Raw genomic sequence first — 17,057 nt, 5'->3', positions numbered from 1 at the left:
GGGATATTAATGAAGGGAATTATTCTCGCAGGCGGGACGGGGTCCAGATTGTATCCACTAACCAAAGTGACGAATAAACACTTATTGCCCGTCGGTAAATATCCCATGATATTCTATCCGGTTTTTAAATTAAAACAAGCCGGCATCACCGAAATTCTTGTCGTAACAGGAAAAGAGCATTTAGGGGATGTTGTTAACCTGCTCGGGAGCGGCCGAGAGATGAACGTTACATTCACTTATAAAGTTCAAGATAAAGCCGGAGGGATTGCCCAGGCTTTAGATTTAGCCGAACAATTCGTGGGTAGCGACAAAATGGCTGTTATTCTCGGGGATAATGTGTTTGAAGAGAGTATAGCTCCTTTTGTGAATCGTTTTAAAGAGCAGTGCAAAGGCGCGAAAATATTGATCCGGGAAGTACAAGCCCCGGAGAGATATGGTGTTGCAGAGCTCTTAGAAGATAAAATCCTCTCGATTGAGGAGAAACCCCGATATCCGAAAAGCAATTATGCCGTCACGGGTATTTATATGTTCGACAACACCGTTTTTGATATCGTGAAGAAACTGAAACCATCCGGTCGCGGCGAATTGGAAATTACGGATGTGAATAACGCGTATATCGAAAGAAACGAGCTCACCTTTGATATCCTGAAGGGTTGGTGGACAGATGCGGGGACTCATGAGTCGTTATTACACGCTAATGAACTAGCCAAGGATTTATTTCTTGATGACAACTACTGGAATTAAAAATGTAAGGTGTTGATGCTAATGAATTTCATTCCTACAAAGCTAGAAGGATTATATGTTGTAGAGCCGGAAGTTCATGGCGATTCCCGAGGCTTCTTCATGGAGAGTTACAGTCAGGCAGCATTTGCTGAGCATGGGATCGACATTCCATTTGTACAGGATAATCATTCCTTATCTGCTCAGAGCGGGGTTTTAAGAGGCTTGCATTATCAAGTAAATCCCCATGCTCAAACAAAACTAGTTCGTGTCATTACAGGAGCCATTTATGATGTTGCGGTTGATATCCGCCCCAATTCTCCAACCTTCGGCCAATGGGAAGGGGTCATCCTAAGTGAGGCTAATAAACGGCAGCTGCTTATCCCGCGGGGCTTTGCACATGGCTTTTGTACCATAGTTCCCAATACGCAAGTTCTATATAAGGTTGATGCTTTTTACTCTCCTGAGCAGGATCGGGGGATCCTTTGGAGTGACCCGGCATTAGGTATTCATTGGCCTACGGCGAATCCTATCTTATCGGGTAAAGATCAGGAGCATCCGCTGCTTGTTGATGCGGAACTAATTTACTAGGAGCAATAAAGTCATGAAAATACTAGTCACGGGCGGAGCCGGATTTATTGGCAGCAACTTCGTTCATTATATGCTGGATCGCTATCCGAATTATGAACTAATCAATTTAGATGCATTAACGTTCGCGGGAAATCTAACGAATTTGTCAAAAATTCCAAGAGACAGCAAGCATTCATTTATAAAAGGCGATATCACAGACAAAGAACAAATGAACCGTTTGTTTGGACAGGGAATTGATATCGTTGTTCATTTTGCGGCTGAATCTCATGTGGACCGCAGTATTGTGGAACCGGATATTTTTACAAAGAACAATGTATGGGGCACGCAAGTCTTACTTGATGCCGCTGTAAAAGTTGGAGTTAAGAAGTTTGTTCATGTCTCTACGGATGAGGTGTATGGAACGCTTGGCGAAACAGGGTTATTTACCGAGCAATCACCGCTTCACCCTAATAGTCCGTATGCGGCAAGTAAAGCCGGATCCGATCTGCTTGTACGTGCCTATCATGAGACATTCGGCTTGCCAGTTAACATCACACGCTGTTCGAATAATTATGGGCCCTATCAATTTCCCGAAAAATTAATCCCGCTCATGCTTGTAAATGCATTGAACGATCGTCCTCTTCCTATCTACGGAGACGGCTTGCATATCCGTGATTGGTTGTATGTAGAGGATCACTGCCATGCTATCGATCTGGTGCTGCACCAAGGAAAGAACGGCGAGGTTTATAACATTGGCGGAAGTAATGAGAAGACGAATATTCAGATTGTGCAGACGTTATTAAAGGAGCTTGGAAAGCCGGAATCATTAATTCGGCATGTTCCTGATCGTTTAGGGCATGATCGTCGTTATGGAATTGATGCAACCAAGATTATGAACGAACTGGGATGGCATCCGAAGCATCATTTTGAGACAGGTATATTAGAGACTATTCAATGGTACTTGGACCATCAAGACTGGTGGATGAGCATTCTCACTGGTAACTCTTCAGAGCCAGGCCATCACGGTTAGGGGAATGCCATGAAGATATTAGTGACAGGTGCGCATGGTCAGTTAGGTCATGATGTTGTCAAACTTTTTTCGGCTAGTCACGAGGTTTTAGGTCTTGGCAGAAAGCAGCTTGATATTTCAAATGAGGCTCAGTGCGTGGTGGTGTTTGAGGCTTATAAGCCGGATGTCGTCATCCATTGCGCTGCTTTCACAAATGTGGATTTAGCCGAATCTAAGGAAGAACTGGCTTTCAAAATAAATGAAATAGGCACCTGGAATATAGCAAGAGCCTCTTCAAGCATAGGGGCAAAGCTATGTTATATCAGTACGGATTATGTCTTCGATGGCAGGGCAACTAAACCATATGAGGAACATGCATCTACTAATCCACAAAGTGTTTATGGAAAGTCAAAGCGGGCCGGAGAGCAAGCTGTCCAAATGTTTTCCTCTCGCTATTTTATCGTAAGGACCTCTTGGGTATATGGGCGGAACGGGAATAATTTCGTTAAAACCATGCTGAAATTGGCTCAGGAACGAGAAAGGTTAGAGGTAGTCCATGATCAATTCGGATCTCCTACCTATACCATGGATCTTGCCCATTTTCTATTGCAACTTATCCATTCGGAGAAATATGGCATCTATCACGCCTCAAACACGGGGATCTGTTCCTGGTATGATCTTGCTCTTGCGATTATGGAGGAGAGCGGATTCCAAGCGGAGGTTAAACCATGCTCCACGAAAGACTTTCCACGACCTGCGCCTCGTCCGCGCTACTCGGCAATGGCGCATACGGCGATCCACTCCAATGGATTTGAAGACTTTCGTCCATGGCGCAAAGCATTGGAGGAATTTTTGAAGTCGTTCGGCGATAATGGCAAGTAAGGTGAAATTACAATCAATTATAATCATTAACCAAGAAAGAAGGAATTTAAGCATGAATACATCTAATGATGCTATCAAACAACCACTGGCAGCTGGAGAGCATGAAATCTTCATCGACGGTCTGCGTCAAGTTTATCACGTAGCTGGCAACGGCCCCGTTTGTTTGGTTCATCCGGGCGGACCCGGGTTTCACTGGAAGTATCTGCAGATGCCGGAGCTGGAGAAAACAATGACAATGGTTTATTTGGAGCCTGTAGGAACAGGTAAATCAGATGCGCTGCCAGACGGAGACTACAGTATGCCTCGGTATGCGCATTTCGCGCATAAAGTAGCCGAGCATACCGGAGCTCAAAAGTATTACTTCCTGGGTCATGCTCATGGCGGTGGCGTTGGCCTTCAATACGCTCTGGATTACCCGAACGAACTTGCCGGTCTGATCCTCCAATCCAGTGCTCCTTCCATGGGACCCGAACTGTACATGGAGCAATTCAAACAAATCGAGAGCTTTGCAGAGCGTTGGCCGGATAACGCGGAAGCTCAAGATGCAAAGCAGGCTATGATGGATTCGAAAAACGTAAGAGACAAAGAGTCTGCGCTGGCAGTTCTCCACCGCTTATTGCCTGCCTACTTCGGTAACTACTGGAGCGTTAAGGAGAAGGTAGACAAATGGAAGGTTGTTCTCGATTTCTTTGGAGATCCTAACCGGCAACCCTATGAGTGGGATGTACGGGATGTCCTGCACACGATCACCACGCCAACGCTCATACTGGTCGGTGAATATGACGTCAACTGCGGGCCAAGGTGGTCAAATGAAATGGCGGAAAAAATACCTGGATCTCAACTCGTCATATTCGAACGAGGCGGTCATATGGAACACGTTGAGCACACCGAGCAATTTACGCAAGCGGTTAACGAATTTGTTGCGCAAACAAAGTAATAGGACGAATTCTTAACATAAATGGGAGGATAGTTCAGCCATTTGTCGAACACCTAGTCATGACGCACACAAAGGCTCCTTGATATTTCTCCGCTGTTAACCTGCAAAGGAGGGCGAGCTGCAGATGCCAATGGTGTTCTCCTCCTGGATTTCTAGCTCTCCGCATGTTTCGTGATTTGATTAAATGGGCATTATTTTGAAAAACGGATGGCGTAAGCCAATCCGTTTTTTTGTATGCGCCAGCATGGGCGTCATATCTGGCCAAGTGAAGCTGCAATTCGATCCAAAAATTTACGTTAAGTATTTGTTATAGACACCGTCTATACCATCTCTATATTATATTAATTTCGTATATGGTGTAGTTTCGTATTATAGTAGAGCTGACGATAGAACAATATGATGTTGAAGGAGAGAAGAATGTTGAGATGATGTAATGATTTCCGTTGGCCGACTAAGTTAGACCGCAACAGAGGCTAGAATAAAGAGTCAGCTCTAAGAAAAATACAAACAAAGCCGCACCATGAAATCGAAGGTGTGCGCAAAAGTGGAGGGAATACGAATGAATAAAGTTCAAATTGGCGTGGCGGGATTAGCCGTTATGGGCAAAAACCTAGCCTTGAATATAGAAAGCAAAGGTTTTTCGGTAGCGGTGTATAACCGTTCTCCGGAAAAAACGAAAGAGCTTCTGGCCGAAGCACCGGGCAGGAACTTTGTAGGCACTTACAGCATCAATGAATTTGTACAGTCGCTTGAGGTACCGCGCAAAATCTTGATTATGGTTAAAGCGGGGAAACCAACGGATGATACCATTAATCAGCTAGTGCCTTATCTCAGTCCCGGAGATATCATTATCGACGGCGGTAATGCTCATTACCTGGATACGCAGCGCAGAAACCGGGAATTGGAGGCCCAAGGAATTCGTTTCATTGGGTCGGGGGTTTCCGGAGGTGAAGAAGGAGCTCTTAAAGGGCCGTCTATTATGCCTGGCGGCCAGCGTGATGCCTATGAGCTTGTAGAGCCGATTCTGACCGCCATTTCCGCCAAAGTGAACGGAGACGCATGCTCGACCTATATCGGGGAGGGTGGAGCCGGTCATTATGTCAAAATGGTGCATAACGGTATTGAGTACGGGGACATGCAGTTGATCGGCGAAGCTTACCATCTGCTGAGAGACGTGCTGAATGTGAATGCTGACGAATTGCATAACATTTTCAGCAATTGGAACAAGGGAGAACTGGACAGTTATCTCATCGAGATTACATCGGATATTTTCTCCAAAAAAGATCCAGCCACCGGCAAACCGATGGTAGACGTGATCTTGGATTCGGCCGGCCAAAAGGGAACTGGCAAATGGACCAGCGAAAGCGCGCTTGATCTTGGCGTTCCACTCTCCATCATAACGGAATCCGTCTTTGCCCGGTTTATTTCCGCGATGAAAGAGGAACGTTTAGCAGCAAGCAAGAAGCTCCGCGGCCCTGCGCTTCAGAAACACGAGGGTGAAGCTGATGAATTCATCGAAGCGGTAAGACAAGCTCTATATGCTAGTAAAATTGCCTCTTATGCGCAGGGGTTTGCCCAGATGAAGGTGGCATCGGAGCATTTCGGCTGGAATTTGAACTATGGCAATATCGCCATGATTTTCCGCGGAGGCTGCATTATCCGAGCCGGCTTCCTGCAGAATATCAAGGATGCATTCGATAAGGATCCGGCGTTGAATAACTTATTCCTGGATGAATATTTCGGCGGAGTCATCGACAAATACCAGGAAGCCTGGCGCAAAGTCGTTGCAATCGCGGTAACCAGGGGTATTCCTGTTCCGGCATTTTCTTCCGCGCTTGCTTATTACGATAGCTACCGGACGGCAAATTTACCGGCCAATCTGCTTCAGGCACAGCGGGATTATTTCGGGGCTCATACGTTTGAAAGGGTGGACCAAGAGGGAAGCTTCCATTTCCAATGGTTGCAGAACAACGAATAATACAGCAGCCGCAATTCGTTATACAATATTAATCTCGCCTCCGAGCGGCGTACAGCTGCTCGGAGGTATTTTGCGTTTAAAGGAAAGAGAACCTTATAAACGGAAGATAAACGTCCCCGCTGGCGGATAAGCCTTGTGAGAAACTGGCATACTATCCACGATAATAAGGAGGGATTTTCCATGAATACTAGGATGCGCCGCATCGGTATTATGATTTTGTCCGCCGTAATTTTGCTTTCCGGAACGGCATGTGGTGCCAAGAATAATGGGAGCAATGCGAATTCCGGTACGGAAGACGCATCAAACGGTAACAATGCGAGCTCAGCACCTGACCATTCACTGGCATCGATTAAATCGGCCGGTGAAATCACGATTGGCACGGAGGGGACATACGCGCCATTTACATTCCACGACAAGAGTGGCAAGCTGACGGGATTTGATGTGGAAATCGCGGAAGAGATTGCGAAGCGAATCGGGGTAAAAGCGAAGTTTGTGGAAACCAAATGGGACGGTATGCTGGCCGGCTTGGATGCGAAGCGATTCGATATGGTTGCAAATGAAGTTACGATCAGGGATGACAGAAAAGCCAAATACGACTTTTCGGAACCTTATATTCTATCCAAAGCGGTTCTGATCGTAAAGGAGACCAACACGAGCATTAAGAGCCTGGCCGATCTAAAAGGTAAAAAGTCCGGTCAGTCGCTAACCAGCGACCTCGGCGATATCGCTAAAGCGAACGGTGCGCAGCTCGTTGCGGTCGATGGGTTCAATCAGGCAATCGATTTGCTTACATCCGGACGAATCGATGCAACCATTAATGATAAGCTGTCTTACCTGGACTTGAAGAAAGCGCGTCCTGACGTGCCGATAAAGGTTGTAGCCGAGACGGATAATGTGTCGCAAAGCGGCATGCTTTTCCGAAAAGGAAACACGGAACTGGTCAACGCTGTTAATCATGCAATTAAAGAAATGATGGCTGACGGAAGATACTTGGAAATTTCCAAAACCTATTTCGGTGAAGATGTCTCGAAGTAAAAAGGCGGGCTTTGCATCATGAATGAACGAACAAACCTGGATATTTTCTTTGATTCATTTTTCCCTCTGCTGAAAGCAGGGATTTCGTTTACTGTACCCCTAACGCTGATCTCCTTCGTGCTTGGTCTGGTGCTCGCGGTCCTGACGGCACTCGTGCGATTGTCCGATGTTTATCCACTGGTTTTGGTGGCGAGGTTCTACGTCTGGATTATCCGGGGAACGCCGCTGCTGGTACAGCTGTTTATTATTTTCTACGGACTGCCGAGTCTTGGCATTCTGATTGACGCGTTCCCGGCCGCTGTCATCGGTTTCACGCTTAGCGTAGGTGCATACGGATCGGAAATTATTCGCGCGGCGATCGTCTCTATTCCGAAAGGACAGTGGGAAGCAGCGTATTCGCTCGGAGAAACTCGACTACAGGCGCTGCGCCGTATTATCCTGCCCCAAGCAGCGCGTGTCTCGGTACCGCCGTTGTCCAATTCTTTCATATCGCTTGTGAAGGATACGTCGCTAGCGGCAACCGTGACGGTTACCGAGCTCTTTCAGAAAGGACAGCAAATTACAGCGGCTGTCTACGAGCCGCTGCTAATCTACTGCGAGGTAGCGCTGATCTATTTGATTTTCAGTTCCGTGCTGGGGTTATTGCAGCAGCAGTTGGAACGGTATTTCGAACGGTATTCCACGGTTTGACACGGGAAGGAAGTTTCATATTCGCTGAAGGAGGGTCGACCGCATGATTAACGTGCGTGAGTTAACAAAATCATTTGGAGACAAGCTGGTGCTTCGCGGTATAGACCTGACCCTTGAACAAGGGCAAGTCCTGGTGTTGATTGGGCCCTCGGGTTCGGGAAAATCGACTTTGCTTCGTTGTTTGAACGTGTTGGAAGTCCCAACCACAGGCACGGTTGCAATCGGGAACGCGCGGCTAGAGTTTCGACCAAACGCGAAACCCCGGAAAGCAGACGTACTAGCGCTGCGCCGCCAGTCGGGTATGGTGTTTCAAGCGTATCATTTATTTCCGCACCTTACGGCTCTTCAGAACGTGATGGAGGGGCAAATCACGGTGCAACGCAGATCAAAGAATAAAGCCCGGGCAAAGGCGCTAAGTTTGCTTGCGAAGGTCGGGTTGGGTGACCGGATTGACGCGTACCCGCATCAGCTCTCCGGCGGCCAGCAGCAGAGAGTCGGCATCGCGAGGGCGATGTCGATTGACCCGGAATTATTGTTGTTTGACGAACCGACGTCTGCGCTTGATCCCGAACTTGTACGCGAAGTACTTAAGGTCATCCGTGAGCTGGCGGAGGAGGGAAGAACCATGATCATTGTCACGCATGAGATGCATTTCGCGCGTGAAGTTGCGGACCGCGTTATGCTTCTCGACGGAGGTGTCATTGTAGAAGAAGGGCCGCCGGAACAAATTTTCTACAATCCCCAAAATGCACGGACTCAGCAGTTTCTCTCCTTGCTGTCGGAAGCGTAAGTTTTACAGGCTTCTTTCCAATAAGGCCCCCACTTGTTTGGCCATGCTTTGCGGAGGATAAGGCATTTCGTTTCTAATCCACCATTCAATTACCCCTACATACGCTGTACCTGTAAATTGCAACATGACGTCTTCGCTTAAGTCCTGATTTCTCCCGCTTTCCCTATCAATCTCGCCTTTAAAACCTTTCATAATATATTCTAGAAGCCTTGTTCTAAAGGATGGGGCTCCCTTACTGGCTAACATGGTCGAAAAAAATAAATAGTTTTTCTCAAAGTACTCGAAAAAAGGGACCAGGGCATTGGTCCAATCCAGCTTGCATGCCCATTCATCCATTTCGCTTAACTCATCCATATGCGATTCAATCATTTTATCCAACAGGTCATATTTATCCTGATAATGAGAGTAGATGGTTCCACGGTTCAAATTGGCTTGGTCGGCGATATCCTGTATGGTAATTTCGTCGAAACTTTTGTCGGCCATCAACTCAATAACAGCCTTTTTTAAGGATTCTCGAGTCTTCGCAATTCTTCGATCTATTTTTGCCATCCTCATACCACCAATCTTTCTCAGTTAATTAACAATTTCGATTATTATGTTGAAATACCAACAAACTAAGGTTTTTTAATCATTGAATATGCGAGGGTTACTCTTATAATAATAGACATGAGTTGGATAAACAAATCAATTTGTTTTTCAATCCATTGTTGGTTTTGAGGAGGAGGCTTTAATATGAATCGAGTGGAGAAAAGTCAGGATACGTATATAAAGCTTTTCGGCGACGCCATTCCGGCAGCATACGCAACTGATCCGGATCTTCAAGATATTTTGAGCCGTTTTATATTCGGTGAAGTGTTCCATCAGGGCAGCTTGAATGAGGGGCAACGGGAGCTGATTACACTGGTGGTTCTGGCCATGAATCAAACGCTTCCTCAGCTCCGTTCCCATGTGCATGCCGCACTTCATGTCGGGCTGACGCCGATCGAGATCAAAGAGGCGGTTTACCAGTGTGCGCCCTATATTGGGTTTCCCAAAACGCTTAACGCAATCGCAGAGGTTAATGAGGTTTTTAAAGCCAGAAACATTGAATTACCCCTTGAAAGCCAGCGCCTCGTGAATGAAGACGAACGCTTTGAAAAGGGACTAGCTGCGCAAATCGAGATTTTCGGAGAGGTCATCAGGCAGAACCGCGAGAAGGCTCCGGCCAATCAAATCCATATCCAGGATTTCCTTTCCTCCTTTTGTTTTGGCGACTTCTACACCCGCGGTGGTCTTGATTTGAAAACTCGGGAATTGCTCACGCTTTGCATTCTAAGCGCGCTTGGCGGAGCTGACAGCCAAGTCAAGGCGCATGTTTGGGGTAATCTCAATGTTGGCAACAAAAAAGATACCTTGATCGCCGCCATCACACACTGCCTGCCCTACATGGGTTTCCCTCGCACGCTAAATGCGCTGCAATGCGTCAACGAGATTATTCCGGAGGATGAATGAGCGACCGGCTTATATAGGGTTTGAAACGATAACAACGGATAAGGTGGGCAAAATATGTTTAACGAAACCTGTAGATTATCAAATGGCTTGGAAATACCAAAGTTGGGGCTAGGTACTTGGCTGCTTGACAATGAGCAAGCTGCGCAAGCCGTGCGTGACGCGGTGTCTATCGGATATCGCCATATTGATACTGCTCAGGCTTATGGGAATGAAGCTGGCGTAGGCGAAGGAATTCGTTCCTGCGGCGTCGCAAGGGAAGAGCTTTTCATTATGACAAAGGTTGCTGCCGAATTAAAGAACTATACGGCCGTTATGCAATCTATTGATGAATCGTTGGCGAGAATGGGGCTGGATTACATTGATCTTCTGATTATTCACAGCCCGCAGCCTTGGCGGGAGTTCCGCGAGGAGAAGCGCTACTTCGAGGAAAACAAAGAAGCTTGGAAAGCAATGGAGAATGCTTATAGGTCAGGAAAAGTAAAGGCTATCGGCCTTTCCAACTTCCTCCAGGATGATATAGAGAATATTCTAGCCGTCTGCGAGATCAAGCCAATGGTCAATCAGATATTGGCGCATGTGAGCAATACTCCTGAGAAGCTGATTCGATTCTGCCAGACAGAAGACATCCTGGTAGATGCCTATTCCCCAATAGCTCATGGTGCAATCCTTGACGATGCAGCCGTGAAGGTAATCGCGGATAAGTATGGAGTATCGGTTGCCCAGCTTTGCCTGCGCTACGACATACAGCTTGGTCTAGTTGTCATTCCCAAGACGGCAAATCCGAATCACATGAGAATGAATGCGGAGCTTGATTTTGTTATCAACGATACCGATATGGATACGTTAAAAAATCTGGAGCAAATTCAGCATTATGGGGAACATAGCTTCTTCCCGGTGTTTGGCGGAAAATTAAAGTAAGAGGATACCTTCGCCGCCGTTTGACCTTCTCACCCGCGGGGAAAATTACGCCATTTTTTACAAAAGTCATTGATGTTCGGTTAGCGTCTAACGAAACATCGGTTTACTTAACCGTAGCCAACGAGGGTGAACGAATAACGAAACGTAATAGCGTTTTAAGGTAAGGGAACGGCCAGGCCTCTCCGATCGGATATTGCCTAATCCATCCAACGGAATCTCTAATTGGACCGGAAAAAGGTTAATTCATAAAAAGCTCCGTCCTTCGGGACGGAGCTTTTCGTTGGTTAAGTAGACCCTGCGAAAGGAGACTTAAGGTCTTGGCTAGGAAGCTTATTCTTACAGGTGCTGCAGAAACCGGCAGCATGTTTGACGTTGTCAATGCACACCCAACCGGTCGTCATAATGAGATCCCCTTTCCGGCGAACATGAACGATTTTGCAATGCATGCAGAAATAAGAATCGTTACGGATTAACAATCGTGTAACCACCTTGTCCAATATGTTTACAGAACTATACCATAATTGGTTTGCGTTGGAATGCGGTTGGATTAAGGAGTGAGGTAGAGAAAATCAAGAAGTTTGCCGTGTTCGCAGCAACGGAGGAGACCAGAATCGTTAAGTTTGCCGTGATCACTGATTACGGCATGAGAACAGCACTAAACCGTCTGCTGTTACCGGTACGCGCACTTATGTTACGATAGAAGTAAAACCTTTTTGCGTTAGTTGCAAATCAGGAGGAGTCTATGGCAAATACGCATGTCTATTCTAGGAAGGAAGAAGCGGCTAACGCTATCACCCATGGCATTGGCGCCGGGTTAAGTATTGCCGCATTGGTATTGCTCATCGTTAGGGCGAGTTACATTGGTGAAGCCTGGCATATCGTATCGTTTGTCCTGTTTGGATTTTTTATGTTTATTTTATATATGTCATCCACCCTTTTGCATAGTTTTCCGGAAGGAAAAGTAAAGGATCTGTTCGAAATTTTCGATCATGGGTCGATTTATTTGTTTATTGCCGGCACATACACGCCTTATCTGCTTGTTACGATACGAAGTCCGTTCGGTTGGAGCTTATTTGGCATTGTGTGGGGATTAGCGATCGGGGGCGTGGTGTTTAAATGCTTCTTTGTAAAGAGGTTTCTATTCTTATCAACGCTTGGTTACGTCGTTATGGGATGGATGATTGTTTTTGCATGGGGGGCCATAGCTGACCATTTAGCCTATGGAGGACTTGTATTTCTGGTCATCGGCGGCGTGTGTTATACGGTTGGCAGCATCTTTTATGTATGGAGAGGCTTCCTTTATCATCATGCGGTATGGCATCTTTTCGTTATCGCCGGATCCGTCTGTCACTTCTTTTCCATTTTTTTGTATGTTTGAGAAAGGCCGCGAATCGCGGCTTTTTTTAATACGGACTTAAAAACAGCCGAGCCTAACGAAATCCTATATTGGCTGCCAAGAACAAAAACATGCATGTCATTTTAGGAGGCGCATTTTGAAAAAGAAAATTTCCTATATACTAATCGGTGCAATAAGCACGATCATGCTTTCTTACGGTGTAGTAGCCTACGCGGATTATGATGCTTCCGCAGCGCAAGAGGATAAACCGACAATAAGCGATTCATCCGTAGTCCCGTCAAAGACGGATGCTGCGGTTAAGCTTGCGGCAGCCCAACCGGGCACCAGTACAGCTCCAATTCAGCTTGAACAGTTGAAGGAACTGGAGCTGAAAATAGAAGGCAATAACGTGAAAGTCAAGATCGAGCTCGAAGAGGAACAAGCGCAAACCGAGTCCAAGGTGGAAATTAAAATTGGCGAGGGCCAGAAACAATATTTGACAGGCAGTGAAGCGACTTCGTTCATTCAGCAGCTGCTTACGGCACTAAATCTGCAGGCAAACATGGACAAGCAGCAAGTCATGGATGCGTTGTATAAGCACTTTGCTGTCGATCCGGCAAAAGTAGAACTGGAAATCGATATTAAAATGAAAAACCGTCCGGATGAATTGAAGTTCAAGGAAGAGAAGGACGACGACGCTGATCACGGTGATGACGCTGCGAAGGTTCAACCCGTACAATCAACCGTTCAAGATAAGAAGGCACAGGCTGCAACGGATGATCAGCATACCAAGCAAGAGCAGAAGAAGGCATTGATTGCTCAGAAAAAAGCGCTGCAGCAAGCTTGGCAGAAGGCTCATAAGGAGCAGCAGGAAAAGAAGAAGCAGCAAACGCAATTAGTGCGCAGCGATCGGGAGCACGGCCAAAATAACGGGCAAAAGGGTAGTCATGATGATGATCAAGGCGAGAACCGCGACCATGACGGCAATCATGGTAAACACCAAGAACATGAAGAGCATGACGAGGACTAATACAAATTCAAAAAAAGGGTCGGATCATATCCGGCTCTTTTTTTGTCCGTATTATTTTGATTTTAATAGCAGTTAATAAATTACTTATTATTTAACGCTAATCTACAGAAGCGTGCGCTTGTGATTATTACATTAGGGAAGTTATTAATTAGTCGATCCCGTGATAGGAAATAGTCGAGATTGTATTCGTCTAATGTTAACCGATCTAATAAAATAGGAGTTACGCTGGGCATAATAGGTCTTTTACATAGAAAGGATGATCGCAAATGACGGGACGGCTTTTTGGATTTACATGGAACTCCATTCGCTTCAAGCTCGTTTTCGGTCTGTTAGTGATTACATTGCCGACTGTAGCATTTCTCATATACAACAACAACTATGCAATCCGCGTCGTTCACAAGCAGGTCGCTGAATCCAACCGCAACTTGATTACGATGTACATGGAGCAAATCGATAGTAACCTGGACAATGTCGATAAATATATGACGAATCTTATCGTGAATGACCCGGATCTACAAGATATGGAATACCAAGCCTCCGAGCAGGCTCGTATCCTGGCTAAAGTCCGCTTGGACAACAGGATGAAAACAGACATAGCCAACTTCCAGTCAATCGATTCCATGTTTGTCTATTCGGTTCCGAACCAAGAGCTTTTGGAAGAATTTCAAGGATCCGAAAGCATGCAAGAAAGAGAAGGGATTCGCAGCTATATTCAAAAGCTTACCGACAACCTTCGGAGCGAAAAAGCATCGTTAAACAGGACGTGGTACAGCGAAAAAATTAATGGCGAGTACTACTTGTTCCGTGTTTTGCAAACAAGCGACAGCTATGTAGGTGCTTGGTTAAACATAGAGAGGCTTTCGGTACCCTTGAGCTTATTGAATCTCGGCAAGGACGGGATTTCGCTGTTCTCCACGGAGGAGGGGGAACCGATGATACATGCCGGAGAGGTGAAGGAGCACAACATCAATCTATCCAGGAATATGGAAGGTTATTACTTTTCAGGAGATAAGATCTCTTATTTGGTCCTTGGCCAACGGTCGACCAAAGGCGACTTTCGTTTGGTAGCGCTGATTCCGAATAAGCAAATGCTAGAGAATTTGCCGTATTTGAAGCGCATTGCTTCGATGATTCCGATTGCAGCCGTCATCTTGGTTCCGGTCTATTTGTTACTGCTGCGAAAGATGGTTCTCAGGCCCCTCAATCGGATTATAGTGGCCATGAAGCGAATCGGCGAGGGCAATTTAAACACACGTATCGACCCATTTCCGACATCCGATGAGTTCCTGCTTGTGAACGAGACGTTTAATCGAATGATGCAGCAAGTGCAGGAACTGCGAATCAACGTATACGAAGAGCAGCTAAGCAAGCAGAAGGCGGAGCTGCAACACTTGCAGCTGCAGATTAATCCGCATTTTTATATGAATGCTTTAAACATTATATACAATCTAGCGTTGGTGCGAAATTACGAATTAATTCAAGAGATGGCACTAAATTTGGTGCGATACTTCCGCTACATGTTTCGAAGCAATCTGACGTTCGTCACGGTGAAGGACGAGCTCGAGCATGTGCGCAATTACATTCGGATTCAAGAACTAAGATTTCCCGATAGACTATCATTCGAGATAGCAGCTCCCGAATATTTGCTGGCCGCACGGATTCCGCCGCTTGTCATTCAGACATTTGTTGAAAATTCCATTAAGCATGCCATAGACTCCGACGTAAAAGTCAGGATCTCCGTTCGCATTAAATTAGAGGAGTCCGAATCGGAGCCGAGGCTTCTGATCAGTGTCCAGGACACGGGGAAAGGCTTCTCGAAGGAAGTTCTGGAGGAAATAAGAGCGGGAAATAGGATCATTGATGAACAAGGAGAACATATCGGAATTTGGAACGTTCAGCGAAGGCTTGGATTGCTGTATCCGGAAAAGGCTTATTTGCTCGCCTCAAACGCTGTGCCTTCCGGAGCGCTCATTGAGATGCTGATACCCTTGTAGACAAGCTTGTGATTAGAAAGGAGAACGATTGCTTATATGGCCAGACTTTTGATTGTTGACGATGAAATTCACTCGGTGGAAGGGATCAAGGCAGCTGCCCGGTGGGACAAGCTCGGCATCTCCAAGGTGCTTACCGCTTACGATATCCGACAGGCCAAAGAACGATTCGAGGCCGATTCTCCAATCGATATCATGCTGTGCGACATAGAAATGCCGTTGGGGAGCGGTCTTGAGCTTCTTGCCTGGGTTCGGGAGAATTATCCGGATACGGAATCGATTTTCTTGACGTGCCACGCAGACTTTCAATACGCCAAGCAGGCTATCCAGCTAGGCAGCTTCGATTATCTTTTGAAACCGATCCCAATTCCGGAACTCGAGAATGTTATTGCCAAAGCCGTAGCCAAGAAAGAAAAGGACAACAAAAAATCGGAGTACAGCCAGTACGGTCAATTCTGGGTTCAGCATCAACCGCTGCTTATCGAAAGATTCTGGCTGGATATTTTGAATCGAACCATTCCGTCCCGTCCTGAAGCCATTCACCTGGCCGCGGAGGAACGCAACATCCCGTACCCGAAGGGGATGTTATTCGTTCCGTTACTGATTGTCGTAAAGCGATGGCATAAGGTCTTGAACAAGAGGGATGAGATTATACTCGAGTACGCACTTCGAAATTCCGCTGAGGAACTACTGATGAAGTTGGGCGAATACGGGCAATTGCTTCCTATTAATCAAGGTAATTTACTCGCGATTTTAACGTTTGAGACATGGAGTGACTACGAGCTGGAACGGCTCAGGAAAAGTTGCGAGACTTTCATAAACAGTTGCAATCAATATTTCTATTGCGATTTGAGCTGTTATGTGGGTCATCCGGTTCATGCATACGAATTGCCGTCCGTGACCGATCAATTATTGTCATTCGACCGTAACAACGTGGCATTCGATAACCGGGTTCATCTGTTGAACGGGCAATTAGCGGAACAGTTCCCTTCAAATGAGCCTGAGCTTCCGTTGTGGTCCGTTTTACTTTCGGAGAACGCTCCCGAGAAATTGTTGGAAGAAGTGACCGTTTTTTTGGAAAGATCAGCTCATGCCACAAGTTTGGATGCGAAACGATTGCATCAATTCCATCATGATTTTCTGCAGATGGTGTATTCCATGCTGCATGCCAAGGGGATCCAGGCTCGTCAATTATTCAGTGACGATAAATCCGTTGAAATGTCGCAGAAAGCTTGCCGTTCGGTAAAAGAGATGCTCGAATGGTGCCGCCATATCGTAGCCAAAGCGGCGGAATGCCTTCGGTCCGTCGAACGCTCCGGATCAATCGTTGACCAAGCGACAGCGTACATTGTTCAAAACCTGGACAAACCTTTGGTACGTGATGATATTGCCAAGCATGTTTTTTTAAATCCCGATTACTTAGACCGGATGTTTAAAAAGGAGATGGGGGTATCCGTCACGGAATATATCGTCCGGAAACGTATGGCCGTCGCCAGACAGCTGTTGAGTAAGACGGCTCTTCCCGTTCACGCGATTGCGAGTCAGGTTGGCTTTTCGAATTTTTCGCATTTTGCCCGCATTTTCAAAAAGCACGCGAACCGAAGTCCGCTTGAATTCCGACACGAGGAACAGGCTGGTACAAGCAGAGAAAAAGACCGTTGAGTGGTCGACGACGTGACA

At 46.3% G+C, this 17,057-nt stretch carries 17 protein-coding genes; 16 read left to right on the top strand and 1 reads right to left on the bottom strand.

The annotated features are described in order from the left end of the window. Positions 1-9: 9 nt before the first annotated feature. The 9 genes from EV294_RS13390 (at position 10) to EV294_RS13350 (ending at position 8,611) form a co-directional block, all read left to right on the top strand. Positions 10-744, top strand: a complete 735-nt coding sequence (locus tag EV294_RS13390; protein ID WP_132307509.1) for a sugar phosphate nucleotidyltransferase — start codon at positions 10-12, stop codon at positions 742-744. A gap of 21 nt (positions 745-765) precedes the next feature. Beyond that, positions 766-1,311: a dTDP-4-dehydrorhamnose 3,5-epimerase gene (rfbC, locus tag EV294_RS13385; RefSeq protein WP_132307507.1), complete on the top strand. Its 546-nt coding sequence runs from the start codon at positions 766-768 to the stop codon at positions 1,309-1,311. A 13-nt stretch (positions 1,312-1,324) separates the two neighbouring features. Next, positions 1,325-2,320 (top strand): dTDP-glucose 4,6-dehydratase, encoded by a 996-nt coding sequence (gene rfbB, locus EV294_RS13380; RefSeq protein WP_132307505.1) that lies wholly within the window; start codon positions 1,325-1,327, stop codon positions 2,318-2,320. Positions 2,321-2,329: 9 nt separating this feature from the next. After that, positions 2,330-3,181 (top strand): dTDP-4-dehydrorhamnose reductase, encoded by an 852-nt coding sequence (gene rfbD, locus EV294_RS13375; protein ID WP_132307503.1) that lies wholly within the window; start codon positions 2,330-2,332, stop codon positions 3,179-3,181. Positions 3,182-3,233: 52 nt separating this feature from the next. Then, complete coding sequence (locus EV294_RS13370) at positions 3,234-4,118, top strand: alpha/beta fold hydrolase (RefSeq protein WP_165930680.1); 885 nt, start codon at positions 3,234-3,236, stop codon at positions 4,116-4,118. A gap of 559 nt (positions 4,119-4,677) precedes the next feature. Beyond that, positions 4,678-6,096 (top strand): NADP-dependent phosphogluconate dehydrogenase, encoded by a 1,419-nt coding sequence (gene gndA, locus EV294_RS13365; protein WP_132307499.1) that lies wholly within the window; start codon positions 4,678-4,680, stop codon positions 6,094-6,096. Between the two features lie 192 nt (positions 6,097-6,288). Continuing rightward, entirely contained in the window at positions 6,289-7,131 is an 843-nt protein-coding gene (locus EV294_RS13360) for an amino acid ABC transporter substrate-binding protein (protein WP_132308015.1), read from the top strand. A gap of 18 nt (positions 7,132-7,149) precedes the next feature. Next, positions 7,150-7,821 (top strand): amino acid ABC transporter permease, encoded by a 672-nt coding sequence (locus EV294_RS13355; protein WP_132307497.1) that lies wholly within the window; start codon positions 7,150-7,152, stop codon positions 7,819-7,821. Positions 7,822-7,864: 43 nt separating this feature from the next. After that, the gene (locus EV294_RS13350; protein ID WP_132307495.1) at positions 7,865-8,611 is read left to right on the top strand and encodes an amino acid ABC transporter ATP-binding protein; all 747 of its coding nucleotides are present in this window, start codon (positions 7,865-7,867) and stop codon (positions 8,609-8,611) included. Positions 8,612-8,614: 3 nt separating this feature from the next. Here EV294_RS13350 and EV294_RS13345 read toward each other — a convergent pair whose 3' ends face one another. Next, a complete protein-coding gene (locus EV294_RS13345) occupies positions 8,615-9,160 on the bottom strand; it encodes a TetR/AcrR family transcriptional regulator (protein WP_132307493.1) in 546 nt (181 codons plus the stop codon). A gap of 183 nt (positions 9,161-9,343) precedes the next feature. Here EV294_RS13345 and EV294_RS13340 point away from each other — a divergent pair, with 183 nt between their 5' ends. The 7 genes from EV294_RS13340 (at position 9,344) to EV294_RS13315 (ending at position 17,039) form a co-directional block, all read left to right on the top strand. Next, complete coding sequence (locus tag EV294_RS13340) at positions 9,344-10,102, top strand: carboxymuconolactone decarboxylase family protein (RefSeq protein WP_132307491.1); 759 nt, start codon at positions 9,344-9,346, stop codon at positions 10,100-10,102. 54 nt (positions 10,103-10,156) lie between these two features. After that, positions 10,157-11,020, top strand: a complete 864-nt coding sequence (locus EV294_RS13335) for an aldo/keto reductase (protein ID WP_132307489.1) — start codon at positions 10,157-10,159, stop codon at positions 11,018-11,020. A gap of 317 nt (positions 11,021-11,337) precedes the next feature. Beyond that, complete coding sequence (locus EV294_RS30280) at positions 11,338-11,493, top strand: hypothetical protein (RefSeq protein ID WP_165930679.1); 156 nt, start codon at positions 11,338-11,340, stop codon at positions 11,491-11,493. 269 nt (positions 11,494-11,762) lie between these two features. Beyond that, positions 11,763-12,398, top strand: a complete 636-nt coding sequence (gene trhA, locus EV294_RS13330; protein ID WP_132307487.1) for a PAQR family membrane homeostasis protein TrhA — start codon at positions 11,763-11,765, stop codon at positions 12,396-12,398. A gap of 115 nt (positions 12,399-12,513) precedes the next feature. Then, positions 12,514-13,386, top strand: coding sequence for a YusW family protein (locus EV294_RS13325; RefSeq protein WP_132307485.1), 873 nt, complete (start codon positions 12,514-12,516; stop codon positions 13,384-13,386). 266 nt (positions 13,387-13,652) lie between these two features. Further along, entirely contained in the window at positions 13,653-15,380 is a 1,728-nt protein-coding gene (locus EV294_RS13320; protein ID WP_132307483.1) for a sensor histidine kinase, read from the top strand. A gap of 36 nt (positions 15,381-15,416) precedes the next feature. After that, positions 15,417-17,039 (top strand): response regulator transcription factor, encoded by a 1,623-nt coding sequence (locus EV294_RS13315; RefSeq protein ID WP_132307481.1) that lies wholly within the window; start codon positions 15,417-15,419, stop codon positions 17,037-17,039. The last annotated feature ends 18 nt before the right edge of the window (positions 17,040-17,057 follow it).

The sequence above is a fragment of the Paenibacillus sp. BK033 genome, assembly GCF_004345425.1.
In the GTDB taxonomy this organism is placed as follows: domain Bacteria; phylum Bacillota; class Bacilli; order Paenibacillales; family Paenibacillaceae; genus Pristimantibacillus.
Note: the sequence above shows the minus strand (reverse complement) of the source record. Positions and strands in the feature narration are given on the sequence as shown.

Coding starts and splice junctions, on each gene's coding strand:
- EV294_RS13390 (WP_132307509.1), top strand. CDS start 10: ATGAAGGGAATTATTCTCGCAGGCGGGACGGGGTCCAGATTGTATCCA.
- rfbC (WP_132307507.1), top strand. CDS start 766: ATGAATTTCATTCCTACAAAGCTAGAAGGATTATATGTTGTAGAGCCG.
- rfbB (WP_132307505.1), top strand. CDS start 1,325: ATGAAAATACTAGTCACGGGCGGAGCCGGATTTATTGGCAGCAACTTC.
- rfbD (WP_132307503.1), top strand. CDS start 2,330: ATGAAGATATTAGTGACAGGTGCGCATGGTCAGTTAGGTCATGATGTT.
- EV294_RS13370 (WP_165930680.1), top strand. CDS start 3,234: ATGAATACATCTAATGATGCTATCAAACAACCACTGGCAGCTGGAGAG.
- gndA (WP_132307499.1), top strand. CDS start 4,678: ATGAATAAAGTTCAAATTGGCGTGGCGGGATTAGCCGTTATGGGCAAA.
- EV294_RS13360 (WP_132308015.1), top strand. CDS start 6,289: ATGCGCCGCATCGGTATTATGATTTTGTCCGCCGTAATTTTGCTTTCC.
- EV294_RS13355 (WP_132307497.1), top strand. CDS start 7,150: ATGAATGAACGAACAAACCTGGATATTTTCTTTGATTCATTTTTCCCT.
- EV294_RS13350 (WP_132307495.1), top strand. CDS start 7,865: ATGATTAACGTGCGTGAGTTAACAAAATCATTTGGAGACAAGCTGGTG.
- EV294_RS13345 (WP_132307493.1), bottom strand. CDS start 9,160: ATGGCAAAAATAGATCGAAGAATTGCGAAGACTCGAGAATCCTTAAAA.
- EV294_RS13340 (WP_132307491.1), top strand. CDS start 9,344: ATGAATCGAGTGGAGAAAAGTCAGGATACGTATATAAAGCTTTTCGGC.
- EV294_RS13335 (WP_132307489.1), top strand. CDS start 10,157: ATGTTTAACGAAACCTGTAGATTATCAAATGGCTTGGAAATACCAAAG.
- trhA (WP_132307487.1), top strand. CDS start 11,763: ATGGCAAATACGCATGTCTATTCTAGGAAGGAAGAAGCGGCTAACGCT.
- EV294_RS13320 (WP_132307483.1), top strand. CDS start 13,653: ATGACGGGACGGCTTTTTGGATTTACATGGAACTCCATTCGCTTCAAG.
- EV294_RS13315 (WP_132307481.1), top strand. CDS start 15,417: ATGGCCAGACTTTTGATTGTTGACGATGAAATTCACTCGGTGGAAGGG.